General features: G+C 69.2%; 15 protein-coding genes. 7 read left to right on the plus strand and 8 right to left on the minus strand.

What is annotated here, in order from left to right:
• Window positions 1-11: 11 nt before the first annotated feature.
• On the minus strand, window positions 12-2,261 hold the full coding sequence (locus HJC40_RS36010; RefSeq protein WP_250007937.1) for an Hsp70 family protein: 2,250 nt from the start codon (window positions 2,259-2,261) through the stop codon (window positions 12-14).
• A 97-nt stretch (window positions 2,262-2,358) separates the two neighbouring features.
• Between HJC40_RS36010 and HJC40_RS36015 the strand changes: the two genes are divergently transcribed.
• From HJC40_RS36015 to HJC40_RS36030, 4 genes are read left to right on the plus strand one after another with little or no spacing between them, the layout of a single operon-like run.
• The gene (locus HJC40_RS36015; protein WP_250007938.1) at window positions 2,359-2,907 is read left to right on the plus strand and encodes a hypothetical protein; all 549 of its coding nucleotides are present in this window, start codon (window positions 2,359-2,361) and stop codon (window positions 2,905-2,907) included.
• Window positions 2,898-3,563, plus strand: a complete 666-nt coding sequence (locus HJC40_RS36020) for a response regulator transcription factor (RefSeq protein WP_250007940.1) — start codon at window positions 2,898-2,900, stop codon at window positions 3,561-3,563. The genes HJC40_RS36015 and HJC40_RS36020 overlap by 10 nt, the downstream gene beginning before the upstream one ends.
• Window positions 3,553-4,764: a hypothetical protein gene (locus HJC40_RS36025; RefSeq protein ID WP_250007941.1), complete on the plus strand. Its 1,212-nt coding sequence runs from the start codon at window positions 3,553-3,555 to the stop codon at window positions 4,762-4,764. The genes HJC40_RS36020 and HJC40_RS36025 overlap by 11 nt, the downstream gene beginning before the upstream one ends.
• The gene (locus HJC40_RS36030; RefSeq protein WP_250007942.1) at window positions 4,761-6,560 is read left to right on the plus strand and encodes a histidine kinase; all 1,800 of its coding nucleotides are present in this window, start codon (window positions 4,761-4,763) and stop codon (window positions 6,558-6,560) included. Before HJC40_RS36025 ends, HJC40_RS36030 begins: the two co-directional genes overlap by 4 nt.
• Here HJC40_RS36030 and HJC40_RS36035 read toward each other — a convergent pair.
• The 3 genes from HJC40_RS36035 to HJC40_RS36045 all read right to left on the minus strand — a co-directional run bounded on the left by HJC40_RS36035 (window position 6,484) and on the right by HJC40_RS36045 (window position 9,552).
• Window positions 6,484-7,539, minus strand: coding sequence for a hypothetical protein (locus HJC40_RS36035; protein WP_250007943.1), 1,056 nt, complete (start codon window positions 7,537-7,539; stop codon window positions 6,484-6,486). The genes HJC40_RS36030 and HJC40_RS36035 overlap by 77 nt on opposite strands.
• Before the next feature lie 13 nt (window positions 7,540-7,552).
• A complete protein-coding gene (locus HJC40_RS36040) occupies window positions 7,553-7,816 on the minus strand; it encodes a hypothetical protein (RefSeq protein WP_250007944.1) in 264 nt (87 codons plus the stop codon).
• A 680-nt stretch (window positions 7,817-8,496) separates the two neighbouring features.
• Window positions 8,497-9,552 (minus strand): alpha/beta fold hydrolase, encoded by a 1,056-nt coding sequence (locus tag HJC40_RS36045; RefSeq protein ID WP_250007946.1) that lies wholly within the window; start codon window positions 9,550-9,552, stop codon window positions 8,497-8,499.
• A 169-nt stretch (window positions 9,553-9,721) separates the two neighbouring features.
• Here HJC40_RS36045 and HJC40_RS36050 point away from each other — a divergent pair, with 169 nt between their 5' ends.
• Together HJC40_RS36050 and HJC40_RS36055 are read left to right on the plus strand one after the other, a co-directional pair.
• Window positions 9,722-9,865 carry a hypothetical protein gene (locus HJC40_RS36050; protein ID WP_250007947.1) on the plus strand — a complete coding sequence of 48 codons (144 nt, stop codon included), beginning with the start codon at window positions 9,722-9,724 and terminating at the stop codon, window positions 9,863-9,865.
• A 23-nt stretch (window positions 9,866-9,888) separates the two neighbouring features.
• A complete protein-coding gene (locus tag HJC40_RS36055) occupies window positions 9,889-11,694 on the plus strand; it encodes an HEXXH motif domain-containing protein (protein ID WP_250007948.1) in 1,806 nt (601 codons plus the stop codon).
• Between the two features lie 2 nt (window positions 11,695-11,696).
• Here the strand turns inward: HJC40_RS36055 and fxsT are convergent, their stop codons facing one another.
• The 3 genes from fxsT to HJC40_RS36070 form a co-directional block, all read right to left on the minus strand.
• A complete protein-coding gene (gene fxsT, locus HJC40_RS36060; RefSeq protein WP_284044217.1) occupies window positions 11,697-15,584 on the minus strand; it encodes an FxSxx-COOH system tetratricopeptide repeat protein in 3,888 nt (1,295 codons plus the stop codon).
• Window positions 15,512-17,014, minus strand: a complete 1,503-nt coding sequence (locus tag HJC40_RS36065; protein WP_250007950.1) for a hypothetical protein — start codon at window positions 17,012-17,014, stop codon at window positions 15,512-15,514. Before HJC40_RS36065 ends, fxsT begins: the two co-directional genes overlap by 73 nt.
• Window positions 17,015-17,553: 539 nt before the next feature.
• A complete protein-coding gene (locus HJC40_RS36070) occupies window positions 17,554-21,948 on the minus strand; it encodes an RHS repeat-associated core domain-containing protein (protein ID WP_250007952.1) in 4,395 nt (1,464 codons plus the stop codon).
• A 274-nt stretch (window positions 21,949-22,222) separates the two neighbouring features.
• On the opposite strand from HJC40_RS36070, the gene HJC40_RS36075 reads away from it, so the two are divergent.
• Window positions 22,223-22,951, plus strand: coding sequence for a hypothetical protein (locus HJC40_RS36075; RefSeq protein WP_250007953.1), 729 nt, complete (start codon window positions 22,223-22,225; stop codon window positions 22,949-22,951).
• A 362-nt stretch (window positions 22,952-23,313) separates the two neighbouring features.
• Here HJC40_RS36075 and HJC40_RS36080 read toward each other — a convergent pair whose 3' ends face one another.
• Window positions 23,314-23,577: a hypothetical protein gene (locus tag HJC40_RS36080; RefSeq protein ID WP_250007954.1), complete on the minus strand. Its 264-nt coding sequence runs from the start codon at window positions 23,575-23,577 to the stop codon at window positions 23,314-23,316.
• Window positions 23,578-23,668: the final 91 nt, after the last annotated feature.

The following is a 23,668-nucleotide window of genomic DNA, read 5'->3' on the forward strand; positions in this document are numbered from 1 at the left end:
GGCCGCCGTGGTCATCGGGTCAGGTTCAGCACTGTCAGGGTCTTGGCCTTGCTGTTGCTGACGTAGCCGCGGGAACCGTCGGGCAGGACGGCGATCGACGTAGGGGCGGCACCGGTCGGCAGGGTTGCGGTGACCTGCAAGGTGTCGGCCCGGATCACCGACACGTTGTCGCTGCGGCTGTTGACCACGTACGCGTAGCGTCCGTCCGCTGACCAGCGAAGGCCCAGTGGCTGGGCGCCGACCTTGATGGTCCGGCGCACCGTGTGGTCGGTCGTGTCGATCACGCAGACCGTGTCGTCGTCCCAGTTGACGTTCATCAGCAGCGGGCGGCGCGGGTTCTGCTCGACGGCGTGCGGCGAGTTGCCGACGCCGATGTTGGTGAGCACCCGCCGGGTCGCGGTGTCGACGACGCTGATGGTGTTCGACTCGTGGTCGGCGACGTAGGCCCGGGTGCCGTCGACGGAGAACGACACGTAGTGCGGCTCGGGCGGGACGGTGATCTCGGCGACCGGGACCAGCCGCCTGTTGTCGATGACGGTGACCGTGTGACCGTCATGGTTGGGCACGTACAGCCAGTTTCCGTCGGGCGTGACCGCGGCCAGGTAGGGCCGCGTCCGTACGGGAATGGTCTTCTTGATGGTGTTGTCGTCGGTGTCGACGACACTGACCGCGTGCACCTGACCGCCGCGCTGGTCCCACAGGCTCACATAGGCGTATCGGCCGTCGGGAGAGAAGGACACGAAGCGGGCGGGCCCGGGCGTGGGGATCTGGCTTGTCACCGTGCCGGTGGCCACGTCGAGTACGGAGACGGTCTGCTCGCCGGAGGCGATGTAGAGCCGGCGCCCGTCCGGTGCGGCGCCGACGTAGTCGGGCGTGTGCGTCAGCGTGATCGGCCGGCCGATCGAGGGCACCGCGACCGCGGAGGTGACAGCGGCATTGGCACTGGCGGTGGCGGCGACGGCGGTGGTGGATGGCCCCGGGAGGGGCGCACCGGCGTTCGTCGGCCCGCCGTTGTGGCGTACGGCCAGGTGGACGGCCGTGCCGGCGAGCAACAGCACGGTGGCGACGATCGCCAGGACGGCCGCGATCCGCCGGCGCCGGCGCGGAGGAAGCACGATCGGCGGATGGACCGTCGTGGGCTCGGGCTCGGGCTCGGGTTCCGATGCGGCCACGACCGGTGGTGGCGCCATGGCCGAGGCGGGCCGCAAGCCGGCAACGACCGCCGCGCCCAGCGCGACCGCGTATTTCGGGTGCGCGTCGGTGACCGTCGGCCGGCCGGTCTCCGTCGCGACCATTCGCTCGATCAGCGGGATCCGGGACGACCCGCCGACCAGCAGCACCCCGGACAGTTGCCCGACCTCCAGCCGGGCGGTGTGCACCGCCCTGATCAGGGTGCCGATGGTGGACTCGACCGAGGCCCGGATCAGTCCCTCGAACTCGGCCCGGGTGAGTCGGGCGAGAAACTGGCGATGCGGCAGCAGCACCGGGATGCTCGTCTCGATGTCGGCCGACAGCGCCTCCTTCGCGTGCACACACTCCTGACGCAGCCGGGCCATGGCCGCGGCGGCCCCCGGATGCGACAGGTCGAGGTCGCTGAGCGCGCCGCCGTTCCGGTAGTCGATCCACTGCAGGATCGCCTCGTCGAAATCGATGCCGCCGAGTCTCTCCATCCCGTCCGGATTGCCCACGACCTCGACTGCGCCGCCGCGCTTGCGCAGCAATGTGGCGTCGAAGGTCCCGCCGCCGAGGTCGTAGACGGCCAGGGTGTCGCCTTCGTTGAGCAGCCGGGAGGCGCCGTAGAACGCGGCGGCCGCTTCCGGTTCGGTCAGCGTCACGTGATCGTTCAGGCCGGCCAGCCGGGGAACCTCTTCGAACAGTTCCCGGCGGTACGGACCCCAGGTCGCCGGATAGGTCAGCGCGACCCGCTCCGGCGGCTCACCCTCGACCCGGGACACGGTGTCGAGCACGTCACGCAGTTGGGCTGCCATGATGGCGGTGACCGCGTGCGGCACGCCACCGAGCACGACCGGGGTCGGATCGCCGAGGCGCCGTTTGAACGCCCGCTCCACCCGGTCAGGCTGGCTCAGCGCCCGGCGCTCGGCGGCGTCACCGAACGCCAGCCGCGACTCCTCGGTGAAATGGACCACGGCCGGGCTGACCACGGTCTGGCTGCCCAAGGTGCACATCTCGGGGCGGCCGTCGCGCGCGATGGCGGCGGCCACGAATGTGGTGCCCAGATCGACGCCGAGGTTGTAGCCCACCCGTCCATTTTTACAACTTTTGTAGGCATTTCCAAGAAGGACAACCCGTACGGGTGGGGTGAATGCTTCGCACCGGCGGAAACCGCAGAATGGGACCATGACGCCGGACGAGTACTGGAACCGGCGCCTCGATCTGGAACGACGGCTGCACGACGGCCCGGCCCTGCGGCTCGCGGCCCTGACCCTACGGCTGGGCCTGCTCGGGGAGAAGGTTGCGGGTCTGCAGCCCGACATCGCGGGCCTGCAGCATGAACTGCACCTCACCCTGCAGGAACTGCGCGTGATCGCCGACCAGATCTATCCGCCGTTGCTGCGTAGACAGGGGCTCGGCCCGGCCCTGCGGGAGCTCACTGCCGGCCTGCCCACGCCGGTGCGGGTCGATGTCGGCGGTGGCCGGTTCGAGGCCGCGGTCGAGGGCGTCGCCTACTACACCGTGTGTGAGGTTCTCGAGGGTGCAGGCGACGCCACTCGAACGGTGGACATCACCGTCCGCCGGGATGACCAGGGACTGGTCCTGCACCTGGCCGGTGTCGATACTGACCAGGTCCTAGCCGTGCGTGACCGCATCCAGTGGCTGGGCGGGGCAGTTGAGATCGTCGGAGGTGCCGCGTTGGCCACGATCAGGGTCCGGATTCCGTGCGGGTAGCGCTGGCCGAGGACGGGGCGTTGTTCCGCGACGGCCTGGTGATGCTGCTGGAGGCGGCCGGGCATGAGGTCGTCGGCTGCACCGCCGACGGCGACTCGCTGGTGCGCCTGCTGGCGAGCGAGCCGGCCGACGTCGCCATCCTCGACATCCGGATGCCGCCCGAACCCGACGGCGGCCTGCAGACCGCCGAAACGTTGCGGACCGCCCACCCGAAGCTTGGCCTGCTGTTTCTGTCTCACTACGCCGAGACGCACTATCTGATGCGGGTGCTGCGGATCGGCACCGAGGCGATCGGGTACCGGCTCAAGGAGAAGGTCGGCAGCGTCGAGGTCCTCAGTGACACGCTGACCAGGATCCGCGACGGCGAGATCGTGATCGAGCCTGTGCTCGCCGAGCGTCTGGTCGAACGACCCAGCAGCCGGCGCCGCGACGTGGTGGCCGGGCTGTCGGCACGCGAACGACAGGTGCTGCGGCTGATGGCCGAGGGCCGGTCCAACACCGGCATCGCCGCGCAGCTGGTGGTGATGCCCAAAGCCGTCGAGAAACACATCGCGAACATCTTCGCCAAACTGGGGCTGCCGGCCGACGCGGCCGAACACCACCGCCGGGTGCTGGCCGTGCTGACCTATCTGAGGTCACAGCCGGATGTCGCCTAGAGCGATCCTGCTGGCCGGCGCCGCGTTCCTGCCCCTGACGTTTGCCGGACGCGCCCTGGCGCTGCCGTTCGTGGTCTGCGCGGTGCTCGCCGCGCTGCTGCCCTGGCTGCGCGGCGGCACCGACGGCTTACTGGAACGGTTCACCGGGCGGCGCGCCGTCACCCCGTACACCGCGCTGGCCGACGCGACCCGGCACCTGCGATCGGAGTCGATCCAGGAAACGCTGCCCGAGCTCGAACGCGTCCTGGCCGACGGCACCGGCGCCCGCCGCGCCGCGATCTGGCTGGCCGCCGGCGCCCGGCTGCAGACCGGCGCCGAGACCGTGGACAACCTTGCGGTGCTGCTCGCCCGGCCTGACATCGGCCACGTCGTGCCGGTGCTCGACGGCGCTGAACTGCGGGCCGTGCTCACCATCGAGAAGCCGGACCTGCCGGTCACCCCCGGCGATCGGGAGCTGATGCGCGACATCGCCGGCGGGGCCGCGCTGCTGCTGCGCACGGTGGCCCTCAACGCCGAACTGGCCGACCGGATCCGCCGCGCCGAACACCTCGCGCAGGAACTGGTCGCCTCCCGCCAGCGGCTGGTGCAGGCACGCGAGGTGGAACGGCGCCGGCTGCTGACGGAGCTGGCCCGGGCCACCTCCGGGCGCCTGGCCGCGCTGCGCGAACACGTGACGGCGGCCCGGGCCGACCCGCGAGGACCGCAGTTGGCGTGGGCCCGCGCCGAGGTCGACGACCTGCTCGACCGGTTCCGGGTGTTCGCCCGCGGCGTCTACCCGGCGGTCCTGCGCGGTCAGGGGCCGGAGGCGGCTGTCGAGGAGCTGGCCGCCGACCTGCGCCGCGACGTGCACCTCACCAGCGACCTCAGCGTCCGAGCCGGTTGGGAGATCGAATCGGCGATCTATCAGGTCGTGGCGGCCGCGTTGGACATCCTGGCGGCCGAACCCGGCGCCACCATCGAGGTCGGCCTGACCACTCTGGACAACCGGATCCGGGCCGTGATCGAGGATCCGGCACCGCCGGTCACCGCGGACGAGATCAGGGCCGTACTGGCCCACGACGCCGAACGGCTGGCCGCGCTCGGCGGCGGCCTGGAATGCGGCGAGCTCGAGCGCGGCGAGCTCGAAGAGGACGACGGGCGGCCGGGACTGCGCCTGCTCGCCTGGTTGCCCGACCGACTCGACGCCGAGCCGTCCCTGTGACACCCGTTTTCCGCCTGCTCAGCGTCATCCCGGTCGCGCTGCTCGGCGGCGGACTGTTCCTCCTGCTGCACACGATGGTCGCGGCGCCGCTCGCGGCAGCGGCCGTGGCGCTGCTTCTGAACCCTGCTCTGGTACGGGCGGAGCGTTACGCCGAGCGCATCCTGCACGGGCGCCGGCCCACCCCGTACACCGTGCTGGCAAGTCTGGGCGCCCTGTCCGGCACCGACCTGTCCCAGGTCCCCGAGATGGTCGGGCGTTCCCTGGGCGCGCGGCTGTGCCGGTTGACCGTGCACCGCACCGGGCTGCCCGACCGCACCTTCTCCTGGCCCGGCCCCGAGCCGGCCGACGCGGTGATCACCTTGCCGATCGTGCGGGGCGACGAGCGGCTCGGGTGGATCACCGTGGACCGCGCCGGCGCGGCCGAAGGCCCGGACGGCCACCGGCGCCGGCTCGTCCAGGACATCGCCGACGGGCTGGGCGCCGTGCTCGCCGCGAACCGGCTGGGCATCGAACTGGAAAGGCAGCTGCGGGCGGTACGGGCCCACGCCACCGACATCGCCCGATCCCGGCGACGGCTGGTGGCCGAGATGGACGCCGAACGCCGCCGCATCGAACGCGACCTGCACGACGGGGCGCAGCATCACCTGGTCTCGCTCCGGCTCGCCCTCGGCCTGGCCGAGCACCAGGCCGGCGCCGGGCGCCTGACCGAGGCCGCCACCGCGCTCGACCGGATCTGCGGGCGCATCGACGACGCCGAGACCATCCTGGCCCGTACGGTCACCGGCATGACCTCCCCGCTGCTGGCCCAGCACGGTTTGGCCGCCGCGCTGCGCGCGGAGCTGGGGCCGGATGTGCCCGTGGTCGTCACCGGAATGGACGACGGCCGCAGATTCGCCGCCGACCTGGAGTCAGCTGTCTGGTTCTGTTGCCTGGAGGCGGTCAACAATGCCCGCAAGCACGCACCCGGCGCGCCGATCCGCGTCAGCCTGACCTCTGCCGCAGACCGGCTGAGCTTCGGGATCCACGACGACGGCCCGGGCTTCGACACCACCGCGGAGACCGGGTCACCCGGCCGTGGCATGCGCAACGTGATGGCCCGGGTGACCGCCGCCGGCGGGCTGGTGACGGTCCGGTCCGCGCCCGGCGAGGGCACCCACGTCGACGGCTGGGTCGCGCTGGGTGAGGCGCCGGCCGATGACGTATCGCTGGCCGGCGCCGTCCGGGCCGCGATCCAGCAGGCCGCCACCGTCTACGGCGACGCCGAGGCGGTCGACCACATCCGCCGGATCCGGGCCGGTCTCGATCAGCCGGGAACCCGGCGCGACACCGTCCTGGCGGCGTGGTCGGCGTTGGAGGCACTCGACGAGCTGGTCCGCGACGATCCGCCCGGCACCGGAGCATCACACCTGCGGCACCGGCTGGACCGCATCCGGGCCGACAGCCGCGAGGTCGCCGAGGTGACCGCGATCGACGAGTTGCGCTCGGAGCCCGGCGACCTGAGCCCGGACGACGTCGAGGCGGCCGCGCGGCTGCTGGGCGACGGCGCGGCGGACACCTGCCACCGGCTCGGGCTCGAGCCGGACGCCGGCCCGGCGCAGATCACGCAGGCCGGGCAACGCGCGCTGACCCAGTGGCGGGCCCGGGCCTCGCATCCGGGCACCGCCCCCAGCGTCCGGCGGGTCGCCGCGACGGTGGTCCGCTCGTGTGAGCACCTGCTGCTCACTGTGTCGCCGCCAGCCGCGAAGCCCGCACCAGCAGATCACGGATCGACGCCAGATCCGCGTCGATGTCCCTGAGGGCCTGGCCGGTCGCCTGCGCCTGCGCCGCCCGCTGGGACGCGCCGGCGGCCGCCGCGAGCTGCCCGGTGTGCTCGGTGACCGCCGCGTCCACCGCGGCGTGGACCCGCTGCTCGATGGCGCGCACACCGTCACGGGCCTGTTTGGCCAGTGCCGGCCGCAACGCGTCGGCGGTCGAGCGCAACCGGGTGAGCGCTTCCGCCCGTTCCCGGTCGGCCTGCCGCCAGCGGTCCCCGGCGAGCGCGGCGCCGCCCAGGGCGATCGCCCCGATGATCGCGGCCGCGGCCAGCAGCCAGACCGGCACGTGATCCCTGAGCAGCACGGAGGACATCGCGATTCCGCTGTAGGCGGGCATCAGAATGCTGATCAGCCGTGACGCCAGCGGCTGGCGGCCGGCCGGGGTCGGCCAGGGCGCGGCGACCACGGTCGGCGCCCCGAAAACCTGCGGCATCGGCGCGATCACGGTGCTCAGCCCGAGCGTGGCGCTCATCCGACCGGCGATCATCGTGGCGGCCGCCCGCAGAGCCCGATCGCCGTCGGTCACCTCGGCGGCGATCCGGCACTGGAGCCATCGGTCGAACTCGCCGCGCGGCACGCGGGACTCGATCAGCGCGGTGCCCTCGTCGATCAGGCACCGTACGCGGCGCTGAATCGCGTACCCCAGATCGGAATCGGCCGTGCCCACCGCCTCACTGAGCAGGCGAGGCCAGCGCGCACTGAGTTCGCGGAACCGGCGAAGCCGGGTTTCGGCGTGCCGGGCCTCGGCGGCGAGCCGGGCACCGCGGCCCGGATCCCCCATCCCGGCACGCCGGTTACGAAGGTCGATCTGCAGCGACTGCAAGGACCGGATGACCTGGTCGGCAGTGAACGGGCCGGCCGACAACCGGGCGAGCAGGTCCGGCCGCGCGTTCGCCTGCGCGCCCAGCCGGACCAGCCGGTTCAATTCCCGGAGCTCATCATGGTCGACGGTGACGGTCATCGGGGTCCTCAGCTCAGGCGTGGAACGCGGACGAGTCGACGTGGTGCTCGGAGTGGTAGTAGTGGAACTCCTGGGTCTGGTAGTGCTCCCCGTAGTTCGAGCCCTCCGGCTGGAAGTCGTCGGACGGGAAGCCACCCGGCTGCTCGTCCTGCTGCGGCTGCTCGTCTCGCTGAGGAGCACCGCTTTCGCACTGGCCCTCGAAGCCGGAGGAACCGCTGCTCTGGTAGCCGTAGGCGAAGGTCTGGCTGTCGTCGTACGAGTAGTTGCTCTGCCACATGGTCTCTGTCCTGTCTGTTCGGTTTCCCGTTGTCTTGCTGACAGGACTAATCCTGCTGGTCGGAGCCGTCCTGCAGAATCGTGCAGACCCCCGGATCGCTTCCGTCGTCTTCGGGGGGTTAACCCCCGGTCCGCCTGCGTGACTGGTCCTTGGGCGTCTGACCACAGACCGCCCCCCATCAGCTGCGTGGCCGGGTCGCGAAGACCTTGAAAGAGAGCGTTGAGAGTCGACGCGCCTCCTTGAGTCGCGCGCTCGACGGCACGGCCCGTCCGGACCATGACGTCTTCGAGAGTCTCTTCCTCGGCCCAACGACTTGCATCCAGCTCAGGTTCATCAGCGTTCATTGTCAGGCTCGATGTCCAGGAGGCGCGCTGATCGTGTACGGGCCCGACACCGTCGCGGTCGAACAGCCTGAGCTCGACGAGCCGGAACCCGGAGCCGACGAACAAGCCACTCGTGGTCAGTTCACCCTGCCACTTCGCCGAAGCGCGGTACGCGACACCAAGAAGCACCGTCTGCATCGGACGTTCGCTCGCCGTTCGCCTTGTCACGGTTCACCCCGGACATCAAGGCCGGAGCGATGCCTACGAGACCGATGTCGTCACGCCCGCCCGTGATCAGCGATGTGATCGCTTTTCAGGCGAGACATACGGCCTCGACGCGGGCTGAGCGGCGCACCGTCACGCCTTTCGCAGCCCCGCACTCGCCAGGTTGTCCAGCACATCGGCGACCGCCGGATGATCTGGGACGAGCGTTTCGAGCGCCATGGCGAGCGAGTCCCACGGAGCCAGGTGCCGATAGTGCTCGAAGCTGCGCAGGAGGGAGAACAGCTCGATCCGGGCGGCGTTGTCACGTCGCATCTGGTGGATGATCACCGGTGGCAGAAGATCGTAGATCTGATCGCGGAACGCCGGCTCGGTCATCCGCGGGACAGCAAGCAGCCCGTCCACCAGCACACGGTACAGATCGGCAGCGGGTCGTGCCGCCGGGATCCCGGGTGGCGCGCCGGGGCGCGGTGCTCGCTCGGGAACCTCTGCCGACCGCGCCTCCATGAGGTTCCGTTTCAGTGCCGCGTAGGAACGGTGGCTGGTCGAGTCCGGCTTGATGATGGAGAAGTGGTCACCGGGCAACACGCCCACCTCGGGAAAGACACTCTTCGCCGAGGTGGGGGTGACGACACCGTCGCTCTCCCCGGCGTAGGCGATGATCCTGATGGGACACGCCCCGTCTGACGCCGAGGTGGCATGGATGATCTGGTTGAGCACCACCCGGTGCGCCTCGGTGATGTCCCGGTTGAGCGGTCTCAGATCACGCTCTTGAGAGTGCCACCCGAGCAGTCCACGACGCAGCAGCAGAGCGAGCTCGGAGCCGGAGTTGGGGCAGGCGAACAGCACGATGCGGCGGATCCGAGCCAGTTCGGAACCGCGACCGTCGGCGAGCGTGCGAGCGAGCATTCGCTGCACCACGAGACCGCCTTGGCTGTGCGCGACCAACACGAGTCCGGTGACATCGGCCAGATCGTTGGTCAGGTAGGTGCGCAGGCTGTCTGCGATGTCGTTGATGTCGGGTATCCGGCGCAGGGGATTCAGCGAGATCGGCGGGCTCGTGTAGGAAAACGTGGAGGGTGCCAGGAAGTCGAGACTGGCGTCATGCTCGATCAGGCTCAGGAAGGGTGACCAGGTGTCGGCCGACGACAGGATCCCGTGAACGAATACCAGTCCCAGCCTCCCGCTCATGACCTCAACTTACCGTAAGCGGTCCAGTTCCAGCGGTATCGAAGGTGGATCCTCCCTTCACTCAACGCTTCCAGGATCGTTACCGGGTGCGACATGATGAGCGACGAAACAGCAGCGACGTAAGGAGACGGCGGCAGTGAGCCGATCGATCGATGACATTGAGTCGGACATGGCGGACCTCACGGAGGTGACCCTCGCCGATCTACCCACCTACGACGACCAGATTCTGGCCCCGACCATGCAGAGACTGCTGCGGCGCATCGACGACACCGAAGGCATCACCAGCGGCTACAATCCTCAACGCATCGACTAAATTGATTGGGTCGGAGTTCCTGGATGGGCAATGACGGCGCCGCGGATAGGCCGCCCCGCTACCACCGGCTGGACAAGCAGCACGTGACCGCACTTTTCTCCGGCGGTGGGGACGCCGACTCGATCGCCCAGCTTCTGACCGTCGAGCGCAGCTGGCGCATGCTGCAACTGCGCGCCCTGCTCGACATCGTCCGGCCCGAGAACGACATGCGTCCACTCCCCTCCGTGGAGACCGCCTGGGAACTGCTCATCGAAGCGGAGCGACGCGATCCACCCGAGGTCGCCGACCTGTTGCTGCATCCGCAGGTGGGTGTCTGGGCGGGATATGTTCTGCGACGTCTTCGCGGAACCGCTCAATCGCCGGTGCCGCTCTGGGTGGACCTCGGCTACCTGCACACCCTCGCCGCCGCGGCAGCGCTGCGAACCGGCATCGATTTCCGGATCACCGTGCCGGTGCGAGACGGTTTCACGGTGCTGCCGACGCTCGGCGCCGCGCGGGTGCCTGGCACCGGGCAGTGGGACCACACCGACGTTCACGGCGCCGGCGGATCCGGCGTGGTCGACACACCTGGTGGCGAGGTGCCGGTCGGCGGAAACGGGTGGGAAGCGCTGCCGGGCGTACGCGTCGAGGCGGACGGGCAGACCCTCGCGATTCACCTGGACTGCCTCGATCCCTACCGCAACCTTCGCGCGCCGACACCCCCTCAGTTGCTGAACGGGTCGGAGCTGCGTCACTGGCGGGAGCTGCTGACCCAAGCTTGGCGCCTGCTGGTCGAGACGAGCCCTCTTCTCGCGGCGCCAATGGCTCAGGGGCTCTTCTCGTTGGTGCCGCAGCCGTCGGCAGAGCGGTTCCGAACGATGAGTGCATCGGCGGGTGACGCTTTCGGCAGCATGATCATGTCGGCGCCGCAGGACGCCGTCGAGCTTGCGGTCACGATGGTGCACGAGTTCCAGCACATCAAGCTCGGCGCGTTGCTGCACCTGGCACCCCTGCATACCGGCGAGCCCGCACAGAGTCTGTACGCGCCATGGCGGGACGATCCACGACCGCTCGGCGGGCTACTTCAAGGCGTCTACGCGTTCGCCGGAATCACCGAGTTCTGGCGCACCTTCCGTGGGCATTCCTCGGACAGCATCGGTGTGCTGGCTCACTTCGAATTCGCCCGCTGGCGGCAACAGGTGCGCGCCACCCTGGCGGTGCTGGCAGAGCTGCCGCAGCTTACCGCGGTTGGTGAGGATCTCGTGCAAGGCCTCATCGCCACCGCGGACCGCTGGCAGAGCGAAAGTGTACCGGAACGACCGCTCGCTGCCGCCGACGCCGCGGTCACCGATCACAGGGCCCGCTGGCGGATCCATCATCTCCAGCATCCGGCGGACGTGGTAGCGGCGCTCGCCATGTCCTGGGCGGCTGGTAACGACCGCCCCGAGCCGGCCGGGCCACCACCAATCGTCACAGCCGACCCCAACGCCCGCGGACTCGACGCCAGGGCCGTTCTGACGCTCTGGCGTCTGACCGATGCGGCCGGATTCGAACAACTCCGACGCGACCCGTCCTCCATCGGCGTCCACGTGACCGGCGCGATAGCCGCCGACCTCGCCTATGTGGCGGGTGATCTGGACCAGGCTCGCCAGGGATACCTGACCGAACTCACCACGGATCCGGGCAGTCCCAGCGCCTGGGCCGGACTCGGCCTGGTGCTGACGGCAGGCTGGCCGGGCCGAGCCGCGGACGCGTTGCGCCATCGGCCCGAACTGGTGCGAGCGGTGCACCGATCAACCGGTGAAATCGGCAACCCCGTGCAGCTCGCCGACTGGATAGGGCCGGGCTGACGTCACAGCGGCAGCGGATCCATGTCGCAGTTGGCCCGCAGGTTGAGATCCACCGCCGCTGCCGTGGCCGGATGATCGTCGCCGAGGAGCCGCCGGAAGTGCGCCACCGCGCTCGTGTGCACTTCGGCGGATTCCTCCTCCCGGCCCAGCTTCAGCAGGTCCATCGCCCGGTTGCCCTGGCCGGCGAGAGTGGTCGGATGCTCCGGCCCCAGAACCCGGGCCAGCCGTTCGATGGCGTCGGTATCCCGCTCGTACGCCAAGGCGTACTCCCCCTGGGCATACAGGTCACTCGCCAGGTTGAGCGCTGCGGACAGCGTGAGCGGATGGTCGTCGCCGAGCTGCTCACGCAGCTGGGCGAATCCCTCCTCGTCCATCTGCCGGGCCTGGGTCACTCTGCCCCGCAGCCGTTCGGTAACCGCCCAGTTGAGCTTGGCGGCGATGGCGTGTGGGTGCCTGTCGCTGAGCAACAGCTGCCGATAACGTTCGTACACCTGCTCGCCGAGTTCGGCCGCGCCGTCGAGATCGCCGGTCTCGCGCAGGTCGCTCGAGAGGTTCAGCGATGCCGCGATGGTGTCCGGGTGGTTCTCGCCGTAACGGATGAGGAATCCCTCCCGGACCTCCTCGGAGATCCAGCGGGCAGCCTCGTGGTCACCGGCCTTGCGAAGTGCCACGGCCAGCGTCCGCAGTGCTCGCAGAGTCTGCGGGTGGCCCGGGCTCAGCTGGTGGCGTAGTTGATCAGCAACCGCCTGCGCCTCGGCTCGAGCGCTGACGTAATCGCCGAGTTCGCACCGATCGGTGATCAGGTTCCGGGTGCTTTCCAGCGTGATCGGATGGTCCGTGCCGTACAGCTGGATCCGCAGCTGTTGATTCTGCTCGTCGATCTCGGACGCCCGCTGCAGCTCGCCGGTAAGCCGCAGGCTCACCGCGAGGTTGTGGGCCGCGGTGATCGTCTCCACGTCGTCCGGGCCGAGTGCCCGCACGTGCCGCCGATAGACCTCCTCGGCCAGTTCCAGCGCTCCCTTGAAGTCGCCGGCCACTCGGCGGTCGGCAGCGACGGCACCGAGCGCACGCAGCAGATCCTCATTGTTCTCGTCCACCAACTCGCGGTAGGCGTTCAGCACCTCTTGGTTGAGCTGGGCCGCCTCGTCGAACCGGCCGAGGACGAACAACAGCCATCCCATCCAGTGGCCCATGCGCAGGGTCGACGGGTTCGTGGCCCCCAGCTGCTCGCTGCGCGCCTCGTAGGCTCGCGTGGCCAGCTCGTAGGCGGCACGGTGATCGCCCCACCAGTAGAGATAGCGGGACAGGTTGTCGATCAGCTGTTGCACCCACGGGTCGGTGGACAAGAACGCCTGCGCTGTCATGGCATGCGGGTACAGATCGGCGTAGGCGCGCCAACTGTCGGGGGAATTCGGATCATTAGGGTCGCCGTCGGCGAGCAGGAGGTGCGCGCTGCGCCGCATCGACGCCTGTTCCGCGTCGTCGAGCCGGTCCATCAGCACGGCTTGGACGAGCCGGTGCATCTGAATGGAGTTGGTCCGGTGGTCAATTTTCGCCAGAGCGTACCGGTTGATCTCGCGAATGGCCCGGTTGAGCCGCATCGGGTCGCGCCGCACCTCGTCCAGCTCGGGGTCCACGTTGCTGGCCCGGCCACGACTGAACAGCGTCCGGGGAATGGGCTCCGGGGCGAAGAAGGAGCAGACCTGGAGCAGCCGGAGGGCGCCCGGGCTGGAGTCGGCCAGGCGGTCCAGTGAGACGTTCCAGGCGGCCGCAACCGGCAGCTGATAGTCCAGCGGCACCGACACCTCGAGGAGTTCGGTCCGCTTCTGTTCGAAAAGACGAAGGTACTCGTCGGCAGGCATTCCGGTCTCGGCGCGCCAGGCAGCGGCCTGGTCCAATGCCAGCGGGAGGTCGCCGAGCGCCTCGGCCAGCCGGGTTGCGTCCTCGTCGGTCAGTTCCTGGCCACGCCGACGAAGAAGATCGACACTTTCCCGGCGCGCGAAGACGTCCACCTCGAGCTGCTGAGCGATGCTCGACCACTGCGGATTGCGGGAGGTGACCATGATGTGTCCAGGCCCACCGTTGGGAAAATACCGCTGCACCGCCTCCGGGCTCTCCGCATTGTCGAAGATCAAAAGCCAGTTGGCGTACGGCTGCCCGAGTCGCAGGGCCTCCCGAACGGCCGGCACCGCGGCGTTCGCCTCCAGGCCCACCGGTAGCTGCAGCCGCTGGGCAAGCTCGGTCAGGGCGTTACCGATCTGAGCCGGACGCTCGGACGGAATCCACCAGATGACGTCGTACTTGTCCTGGTGGCGATACACGTATTCCACTGCGAGCTGTGACTTTCCGACGCCGCCCATCCCTTGCAGAGCGTGGGGAAGCACCGCGGTCGTGCCGACCCGCATCTGATCGTGCAGGTTCGCCAGCAGGGTCTCCCGGCCGGTGAAGTTGGGGTTGCGGGGCGGAACGCTTCCCCAGACGACAGGTGCTCTGGCTGGGGTCCTCTGTGACGTGGTCACATCCGCCACCCTGCTCGACGACACGGCTGCTCCTTCGGATGTGCGATCAGTGGTGCCCGATGCCGTTCTCATTGTCGCAAAGGATGCGCTCGCCGCAGCGCTGCCCGGCGGCGCGTCCGACTCGACGCCCAACGCTTCGTGCAAATGGCGAGCCCGCGCAAGGTAACGCCCGGAAAGGGCGTGGAGCACGGCCTGTTCGACCCGGACGAAAGGCGCGGTCTCCGGAGTCACCGGCCAGATCGGCGTGGCGTCGGGATCATCGAGCATCTGGCTCAGCCCTTGGACCACCGGGATGGTCGGCCCCAACTGATCGCCGACCACCCGCAACACCCGAACCGCGTCCGCCCGACGTCCGGCCGCGAGCAGCTCCTGGCGGACGCCCTGGTGGAACTCGTAGGCGATCCCGGCGCTCTCGCGGACTCCGCCCGAAGAGGACACCGGATAAAGCAGCTCGCTGCTGAGAATCTCGGACAGGTGCGAGGTCTGCGAGTCCGGTATCAGGGCGCGCTGCACCGACCGCATCACATCCAGGTTGAGCGGGGCCGCAGCGAGCTGCGTGGCCAGCGCGACGGCAGTCGGCGTCGCCCACGCGGTGAACTCACGGACCCGCGTCCGAGCGTTGGCGTCCGGCATCGGCCCGGGCAGTGCCACGTCCTCCGGCACAGAGTCGCTGACCAGCAGGGCGGGGAGCCGGGACGGACCACCGATGAGCACACTGACCCAGGCTGCCAGCCATCGAGGATCAAGTTCGAGAACCGGCACCGGCACCGGGTCGTCGCCCACCGGCTCGTCGAACACCGCCGGTACCGGACTGTGCATCTTCCACGAGAAGTCGGCATTGGCGGAAGCGGGCCCGGTCGTGGGTAACCACATCTGTAGCCGTCGTGGCCGGATTCCGGTCCGATACCACTGCAGTTGCGGGAGCAGGTCAAGGATGGCGATCGGTGACCGTCGGCCCCAGGCACTCAACAGCGGCAGCATCGTGCCCGCGTGCCAGGCCGGGCCGGTGCCGTCGGTCAGGAGGAGGACGATCCGGCCGGGGCCCAGGAACGGCTGGAGCGGGTCGGCCGGATTCGCTGCGGAGGGGTCGAACGGCACCACGTCGACGTCGCCGAGGTTCTCATGGTTGCGGAGTACCTCTACCAGGCGGTCGACGATGTCCTGCCAGACCGCCATCGAGGGCCCCGCGTCGAGGAGCACGGCCACCTCCCACCGGGCTGCCCCGACGGGAGCCGACTCGGACAGCGGCCGTAACGCCTGCGAGATAGCACGCCAGGTAGCCTCGGTTTCGCCTCTGGTCACCAGCTCGCCCCGATCCCTCGATCGGCGGGGGCGCCGAGAGCGTCGGGCCTGCGCTCCGGGTCGTCCCAGAGAATCGTCAGATGGTGGCCGATGTGGCCGTCCCGCTGGGCAGGCTCTAGCCGTAGTGCCTCATGCCGTAGCTCCTTCGCGCGCAGTGGCAGGCGGCCGATACCACCATCACTCACCAAGCTGGTGACCGCTTCTCGGAACTCCGCGCTGGTGCAGTCGCCCCGATGCCAGATGATCACTGGCAGCCCGGCGCGAAGGGCTGCCTCGATCTCCTGCTGGCCGGTCTCGCCCCGTTGCGCCGGCGGCTCGCTCAGCACGAGCGAGACAACACGGTCATCCGCCTTCAATTCGGACTCGAGCCGCGTGAAGTAATCTTTCCCGCTGGGATGGCTCCAGTAGACCTTGCTGTGCGCAGGAGCCTTCAACAGTTGGCGCCAACGTTGGTGCCAGGGGCGATGCCAGCGCTGGGTGCGCAGCCGTTCAAGGCTGCGGACCACGACCGGATAGTCCATCGCCAGTGCGATCGGCCGCGCGGAGCCGGTCTCCTTGCGCCAACGATCGACTCCGACGTTGAGCAACTCCCAGGGCAGGACAAACTCGACGAACACGGTGCCCGTCCGGTCCGACCAGTCGATCTCCATCTGCTCGATCAGCTGCTCCACCTCGCGTTCCAGGTCGCGGAGGTGAACCAGACTGGTCTCCCCCCGTCGTGAATACCAGGAATCGGCGCCGTGCCACTGACGGAAGTACGACAGGGCGTACATCTCTTCCCTGCCGCTCGGATCCAGATGTGGCTCGACCTGGACGACGAGGTAGGCAGTGGACGCTGTCGGTTGTTCGCCACCGCGCGCGAGATAGGCCCGCCGTTCCTCCAATTGCTGAGTCAGGCCTTGCCCGGTGGCCAGCCGGCCGTTCCGCAGCCGGATCCACCGTGCTGCCTTCTCATCCACTTGATCCTCGAGCAGCACCAGGAAATTCATGCTCGGCTGCAGACCATCCGGCCCGGCATTCTGCCCGGCAAGATGGACGAAAGCCTGCCACGCGTCGGCACACCACGAGGGCGGCCCCGGTGATCGGTGCTCGGTGGCGCGCTGATAGAGGACAGTGAGGTTGGTCGGCGTCAGATTCTGCAGAAGGGGTTGCAACGTCGTCCAGTCGTCCTCATTCAGGACGTCGGCCGCCTCCCACTCGTCACGCAGCCGACGCAGCTGGTCGACCTCCTCGGTGCCCGGCTCCAGATACTCGACGACCTCGACCAGGGCCGGGACTCCGTCGATGAGTCTGCTGCAGGCGCGGACCAGCTCGGCTGTCTGCAACCGGAGCTCGGAGTGCTCGCGCAAGGAGAAGTGGCCAACACGGTCCTGGAGCTGCTCGATGAGGGACTGCCGACTGGACTGCGTCCGTACGAGCCGGGTGCGTTCGAGCACCCCGACGAGCACCGTTTGAATCCGGTGCCGGGCCAGGTCACCGCTGGTCTGCTCAGTCTTCATCTACTCACAGGTCGAGTGTATGACGGATGGATGCCGGTGTGCCCGGTCGCATCAGGCTACCCTCTGCCTGTCCTGGACGGGCACCTCCAACCACTATCAAGGCGTGTCGGACGTTTGTGGCTGCGCCACTTCGCACCCCAGGGGCCTGAACCATCCTGTCAAAGATCAGGGCTTCTCATGGCACATTCGGGCGTTTCCCGACTGTTCGCCTCCGCCATCGGACACGCCTGCCGATCGAACAGCCCCTCTGATCGGCGGCAGCCGGGCGTACCGGCCACTATTGTTGATGGGTTTCCCATCGTCGGCCCCCGGCGGAACCATAGGGCGCCGGCCACCATTGAAGCCCGTCATCGTCGACGTCGGTCTGACCGGGCCCGCCGTGCCGGGCCCACGGATCGTTGGAGTGCGATGGTGTCGGACGCGGCTGCGCCTGGAGCCCCTCCGCAGTGGACAGCATCGGTCGAGGTGATCGGCGAGTCACGTGCGGGCTCATCGCAGGTCGCGGGCGGGGGTCCCGTCACCCCCGCCCGCCTCCTACGTCAGGGGACTACGGGAACCGGCACCACCGGGATGACCGGGATGATGGGGATGAGGGTCGCGCCGTCGCCTTCGCCGTTCTGCTGGCGTTTCAGCTCGCCCTGGGCGCGGACGTTGGCCGGAGCCTTCTTGCCCTTGGCCACGTAGACGTGGCCGGGAGGCAGGTCGATGCCCCACACGTAGACCAGGTCACCGCCGATGATCCAGTCCCAGCTGTTGTGGACCTTGAAGGCGTTGGCCCAGCCCTGCAGTTCGGTGCCCATCCGGATGTCGTAGGCACCGAGGCTCCACAGCTCGAGCTTGTACTGGTAGAGCTGCGCATCCACCTCACTCGTGGTGCCCGGACCGTAGTAGACCTTGACCTCGTAGATGTTGCGCTCGTCGGTCATGATGTCGCGCCGGGTGCCGCCCTTGGGGCCGACCTCCCAGTCGACGTGCTCGCTGACCGCCGTTCCGTAGCCGAGCTGGTCGTCCCAGAAGCGGCGCAGGAAACCCTCGCGCTGCTTGTTCAGCTCGTTGATGGCCAGCGCCTGACCGGCCCGTTCGGGCTGCCGGCTGTTCCACAACCCGTTCAGGCACCAGTCCCGCCCGTCCAGGCAGTCCTGCTTGATGAACCCGCGGGTGCGCAGGCACGCACCCTGGAACCACTTGTCGTGCCGCTTGATCGAGTTGCCCGGGTCGTCGGGGCAGCTGAGCGACTTGGCCAGCGCCGACACGGCGGCCAGCACCGAGCCGAGCAGCGACCCGACGAGTCCGCCGAGGCCGATCTCGCCGCTCGGGTCGATCACGTTCAGCGGGTCGTTGTTGGCGTACGTGTAAGTGCTGTAGACGTCGGTACGCCCGGCATACGTGGTGATCGGGTCGCGGCTGGTGAACCGGCCCACCGACGGGTCGTAGTCGCGTGCCCGCAGGTAGAGCGTCGACCCGACAGCCAGCTCCCCGCGGTACCCGAAGGCGGGCGTGGCGGACGCGCCGGTGGGTGCCCCGAAGGTGTCGTAGCCGGTGGACTGCGCCCAGGAGGCCGTGGCGTCGGTGCGCAGCGTCGACCCGTACGCGTCCCGGGAGAACAGCGCCTTGCCCGCGGCGATCCGGCCGTACCCGTACGTGAAGCTCGTCGCGTTGGCCCCCTTCTGGGCCAGCAGCTGCGGGTTGTCGTCCGGGAACCAGGAGAACTGGTTGCTGGTGGTCGTCCCGCCGGTCGTGCTGCTGAGCGAGGCGAGCAACCCGTCCGCGTTGTGGACGGAGTTCCGGGTCGTGGCGCCTTCCACCGTGCGGGCCGGGCGACCGAACCCGTCGTACGTGATGGCCAGGCTCTGCCCGCTGCCGCTGCGCGACGTGAGCCGGCCCGCGCCGTCGTAGCGGTAGTTCGCGGTCGCCCCGCCGGTGGTGGTGCTGGTGAGCTGGTCGGCCGCGTCGTACGTCAGATTGGTGACCGTGCTGCCGCGCGTGATGCTCGTACGGTTGCCCGAAGCGTCGTAGGTCGCCGCGAGCGTCCCCCGCGCACCGGTCTGCGACGTGAGCTGACCGACCGGGTCATAACCGAACGAGGTGGTGCCGGCCGCGTCGGCCTGCCGCACGATCCGGCCGGCCGGGTCCCGGGTCAGCGTGGTGTTGCTGGTGGTGCCGCTCTTGGTCTCTCGGTAGGTGGTCAGCTGCCCGTCGGTGTATCCGTAGGCCCGTGACCAGCCACCCGGCAGCGCCTCGCCGGTGAGCCGCCCGTCGGCGTCCAGGGTGTAGGACGCCGTCCCGGCCTTGCTGTCGGCCGCGCCGACCACCCGGTCGTTGGGGTCGTAGCGGTAGTCGACGAGAGTGCCGTCCGGGTAGGTCATCTTGGTGCGGCGCCCGGCCACGTCGTAGGTCCAGGTGTAGACCGAGCTGTCCGGGTGCACCACCGACAGCAGCCGGCCGGCCGGGTCGAACTCGAAACGGGTCTTGCCGGTGGCGTCGGTCATCGAGGTGCGGCGCCCGGCGGCGTCCCAGGTGAAGGTCTGGGTCTTGCCGTCGGTGCCGGTCCGCTTGGTCAGCTGGTCGGCCGCGTCGTACTCGAACTTCTCGACCTTGTTGTCGGGGTCGGTGACCGAGGTCAGGTTGCCGTGACCGTCGTACGTCTGACGGGTGACCCGGCCCAGCGGATCGGTGACGGAGGTCTGCCGGCCGGCCGAGTCGTACGTGTACGCGGTGACCTCACCCCGGGCGTCGGTGAGCCGGGTCAGGTTGCCGCCCTTGTCGTACGCGTATCCGGTGACCTTGCCGTTGGCGTCGGTGACCGAGGAAAGCCGGCCGACCGCGTCGTAGGCGCTGGTGCGGACGGCGCCGTTCGGGTCGGTCGTGGTCTTGAGCTGCCCCCTTGACGTGTACGTGTAGCCGGTGGCCCGGTTGCCCGGGCTGATCAGCTTGCTGACCTGGCCGCGGACGTCGTACTCGTAGCGGGTCACCAGCCCGGCGGCGGTGGTCAGGCTGGTGCGGCGGCCGTCCGCGTCGTACCCCATCTTGGTGACGCCGCCGGCCCGGTCGGTGACCGTGGTGACGTTGCCGGCCTTGTCGTACGCGTATTTGATGGTCTGCTGGATCGGGTCGACCGCCGTGAGCAGGCGTCCCGCCGCGTCGTACATGTTGCGGGCGATCGCGCCGTTCGGCGTCTGCCGTTCGACGACGTTGCCGGCCTTGTCGTAGCGGGTGTACCAGACACCGCCGATCGGGTCGTGCAGCTCGGTCAGCCGGTCCAGCGCGTCGTAGACGTAGCGCGTCACGTTGCCGAGCGCGTCGGTGGTCGAGGTGACGTTGCCGCGCTTGTCGTAGCTGGTCGCGGTCGACCCGGCCGCCTCGGCGCGCGCGGTCTGCCGGCCGTCGGCGTCGTAGCTGTAGCGGATGAGCGCGCCGGTCGGGTCGGTCACCGTGCTGACCCGGCCGAACTGGTCGTACGTGTACTTGCTGACCGCCCCGGCCGGGTTGGTCGAGGTGAGGCGGTTGCCCGTGCTGTCGTACGTGTAGGTCGTGGTCCGCTGCAGCGCGTCGGTCGTGCTGGTCTGGTTGCCCGCGGCGTCGTACGCGTAGCTGGTGACCCCGCCGTCCGGATCCGTGACCTCGGCGATGCGGCCGGCCTCGTCGTACGTGTTCTTGGTGACGCCGCCGTCCGCGGCTGTCGTCTCGGTGACGTTGCCCGCGCCGTCGTACGCGTATCGGGTGACCGCACCGCCCGGCGAGGTGACCGAGGTGCGGTTGCCCGCCGCGTCGTACCCGTAACGGGTGACCCGGTCGTCCTGGTCGGTGGCGCTGGTGAGCCGGCGCTGCGCGTCGTACGCGTACTCGGTCTCCCCGCCGACCGGATCCACCACCATGCTGACCAGGCCGTCGCTGATCGTGTAGCGCGTGGTGGCACCATCCGGGCCGACCACAGTGGAGGGCAGCGTCTCGTTTCCGGCGTACGTGTATCGGGTGGCTTGCCCGGCCGAGTCGGTCACCTGGGTGACCCGATCCGCCGTGTCATACGCGTAGCCGGTGCTGACGCCCGCGAAGGTCCGCTTGGTGACGTTGCCGCGGCTGTCGTACTCGACCGCGGCGGCCGCTCCGCCCAGCGTGGTCGCGCCGACCAGCCGCCCGCTCGCGTCGAAGCTCTGCGTGAAGGCGCCGCCGCCGGGCACGGTCAGCCCGACGAGGTGGCCCGCGCTGTCCAGGCGATAGACCGCGGTGGCGTCGGAGACCGAGTCGGTGACCTTGGTGGAGTCGTCGCTGTAGACGATGGTCACCGCGCTGCCCGAGCCGGCTTCCTGCCGCGTCACCCGGCCGTCGCCGTCGTAGGTGTTGGTGAGGGTCTGCCCCGCGGCGTCGGTCAGCCGGGTGAGGCGCCCGTCGGTGACCGTGTACCGGACCAGCCCGTCGCGCGGGGAGGTCACGGTGGCGAGGTCACCGTCCGGGGTGTACGTGTAGGTGACCTTCCGACCGTCCTCTGTGGTCACCGTGCTGATGCGGTCACCGGTGTACGCCAGGGTCCACTTGCGGCCGTCACTCGAGCTCGCCTCGGTGAGCTGCTCCCCCGCGTACGTGAAGGTCGTGGTCGTGCCGCCGGCACGCCGCGAGACCGCCCGGCCGTCCGCGTCGAAGACCCAGGCGGTGCTGGCCGTGAACCGCAGGACGAACCCGCCGTCGCTGCCCCTGGTGAGGTCGGCCTCGATGTCGGCCGGCCGCCGATAGCCGTCACCGTCGGCCTCGAAGAGCAGTTCACGACCGTCCTCGTCGTGCAGGGTGACGTCGTCGCCGTCGAAACTCAGGTGGATCGACAGGTTGAGCGTCCACCCACGACCGAGGACGCCGGCCGTCTCGTCGAGCGAATTGTAGGTCCGTGCGACCCCCGGCAGGTCAGGCACCGCGATCGTGAAGTTGCCGGTGGCCGTCTGCACACCGCTACCCGCATAGCCATAACCCGGATGCGTACCGAAAAGCTCGACCGCATCCCGCGTGACAATCGGCGCCGCTCTCGCGGTGGCCGGCAAAAGGGGCACCACAAGCACCGCCGCGACGCAAGCGCCCAGCAATCTCCTGATCTTGTTCATTTGTACTTCCCCCGTGTCTTCAGTGCACTCCACGCTCGACTGCGGGAGCGCTCCCATGAAGCGCATTGAAGCTATTCTTTCTGTCCACCGACGTCAATGCCCGTGTGCGAGAATCCCGGCCATGCTGCAACGAGACGAGGCCGCCCTGGCCGCCTACGTGGCTGAACGCCCGAGCCAGGCCGTGCTGGTGATCCGCGACAATCCCGACGCCGAGACGGCCATGGCCGCCCTGCGAGCCGCAGCCGACGCCGTCCGAGGCATTCCCCACCCCGACGAGCCCACCGAACCCTTGCCCAACTGGGTGGACGCCCTTCTCGGCGACGACGGCCCGACCCTCCACCTGGACCTGCAGGACCACCCCGACCAGGCCCCGCGGGTGGTCGCGACAGCCTTGGCCGCCCTCGACGCCAGCGGGGTGTCCGGCCGCCTGGAGCCGCTCCGCCCCCCTGCGCCGCCTTACGAATACGACGCGAACGCCCACATCCTGACCGACGTGACATTCCTGGAATCGCTCGACGAACGCGGTCTTCCACCCGCTTTCCCCGACCATTTCCCCATTCCCGCCGAAGCCGTTCTGGTGCTGGCCCAGCAGGCCAAGGCAGACACGTGGCAGCACGCGGCCTGGCGCCGCTCCCGCCCCTTCACCGAATACCCCGAAGCGCTCCGGGCTTTCGGCTGCGACTTGGAGCCGGTACAAGCCCGAGACGCCCTCATGAAGGCAACCGGCATGACCCGAGACCTGATTCGCCACCCCACCGGCTCGGGCAGCGTCTCCTTCTACCACGAATACGACGCAGGCAACGACCCCCACCTCTTCTACGTCAGCGTGGTGTGGCGCCCATCCCTTTGAACTCTCGATGGTGCAGTCTTCGAGATCGATGACTTCCGTGTGGCGAAGCTTTGGTACGCGGATCGGCTGACGCGCCGCGCCGGACCGCGGCCTTTACGCGGATCTTGACTCCCGGCCTCTTCCCTGGGCCGTTCCCGAGAACATCGAAGTGGAGACCGTCGGCGAGCAGGTGATCGCGATCGAACGCCGGCGGGCCGGCACCCCGCTTCCCGCGGCACGGCAACTGCCGATGCCCGGTCAGGCGGCGATCGGTGCCGACTTCCCGGCCGGGCTTGCCGCCTTGGCGGCCCGGCGGGTCGAGCGGTTCCACGCGGTGCTGAACCGCACCGTCGATGACCTCGACACCCAGGCGGGTCCTCAGCTCAGGCTTGGAACGCGGACGAGTCGACGTGGTGCTCGGAGTGGTAGTAGTGGAACTCCTGGGTCTGGTAGTGCTCCCCGTAGTTCGAGCCCTCCGGCTGGAAGTCGTCGGACGGGAAGCCACCCGGCTGCTCGCCCTGCTGCGGAACATCGTCCTGGCGAGGAGCGCCGCTCTCGCACTGGCCCTCGAAGCCGGAGGAACCGCTGCTCTGGTAGCCGTAGGCGAAGGTCTGGCTGTCGTCGTACGAGTAGTTGCTCTGCCACATGGTCTCTGTCCTGTCTGTTCGGATTCCCGTTGTCTTGCTGACAGGACTAATCCTGCTGGTCAGAGACTTCCAGCAGAATCGTGCAGACCCC

The organism is Actinoplanes sp. M2I2, from assembly GCF_023544445.1.
GTDB lineage: Bacteria > Actinomycetota > Actinomycetes > Mycobacteriales > Micromonosporaceae > Actinoplanes.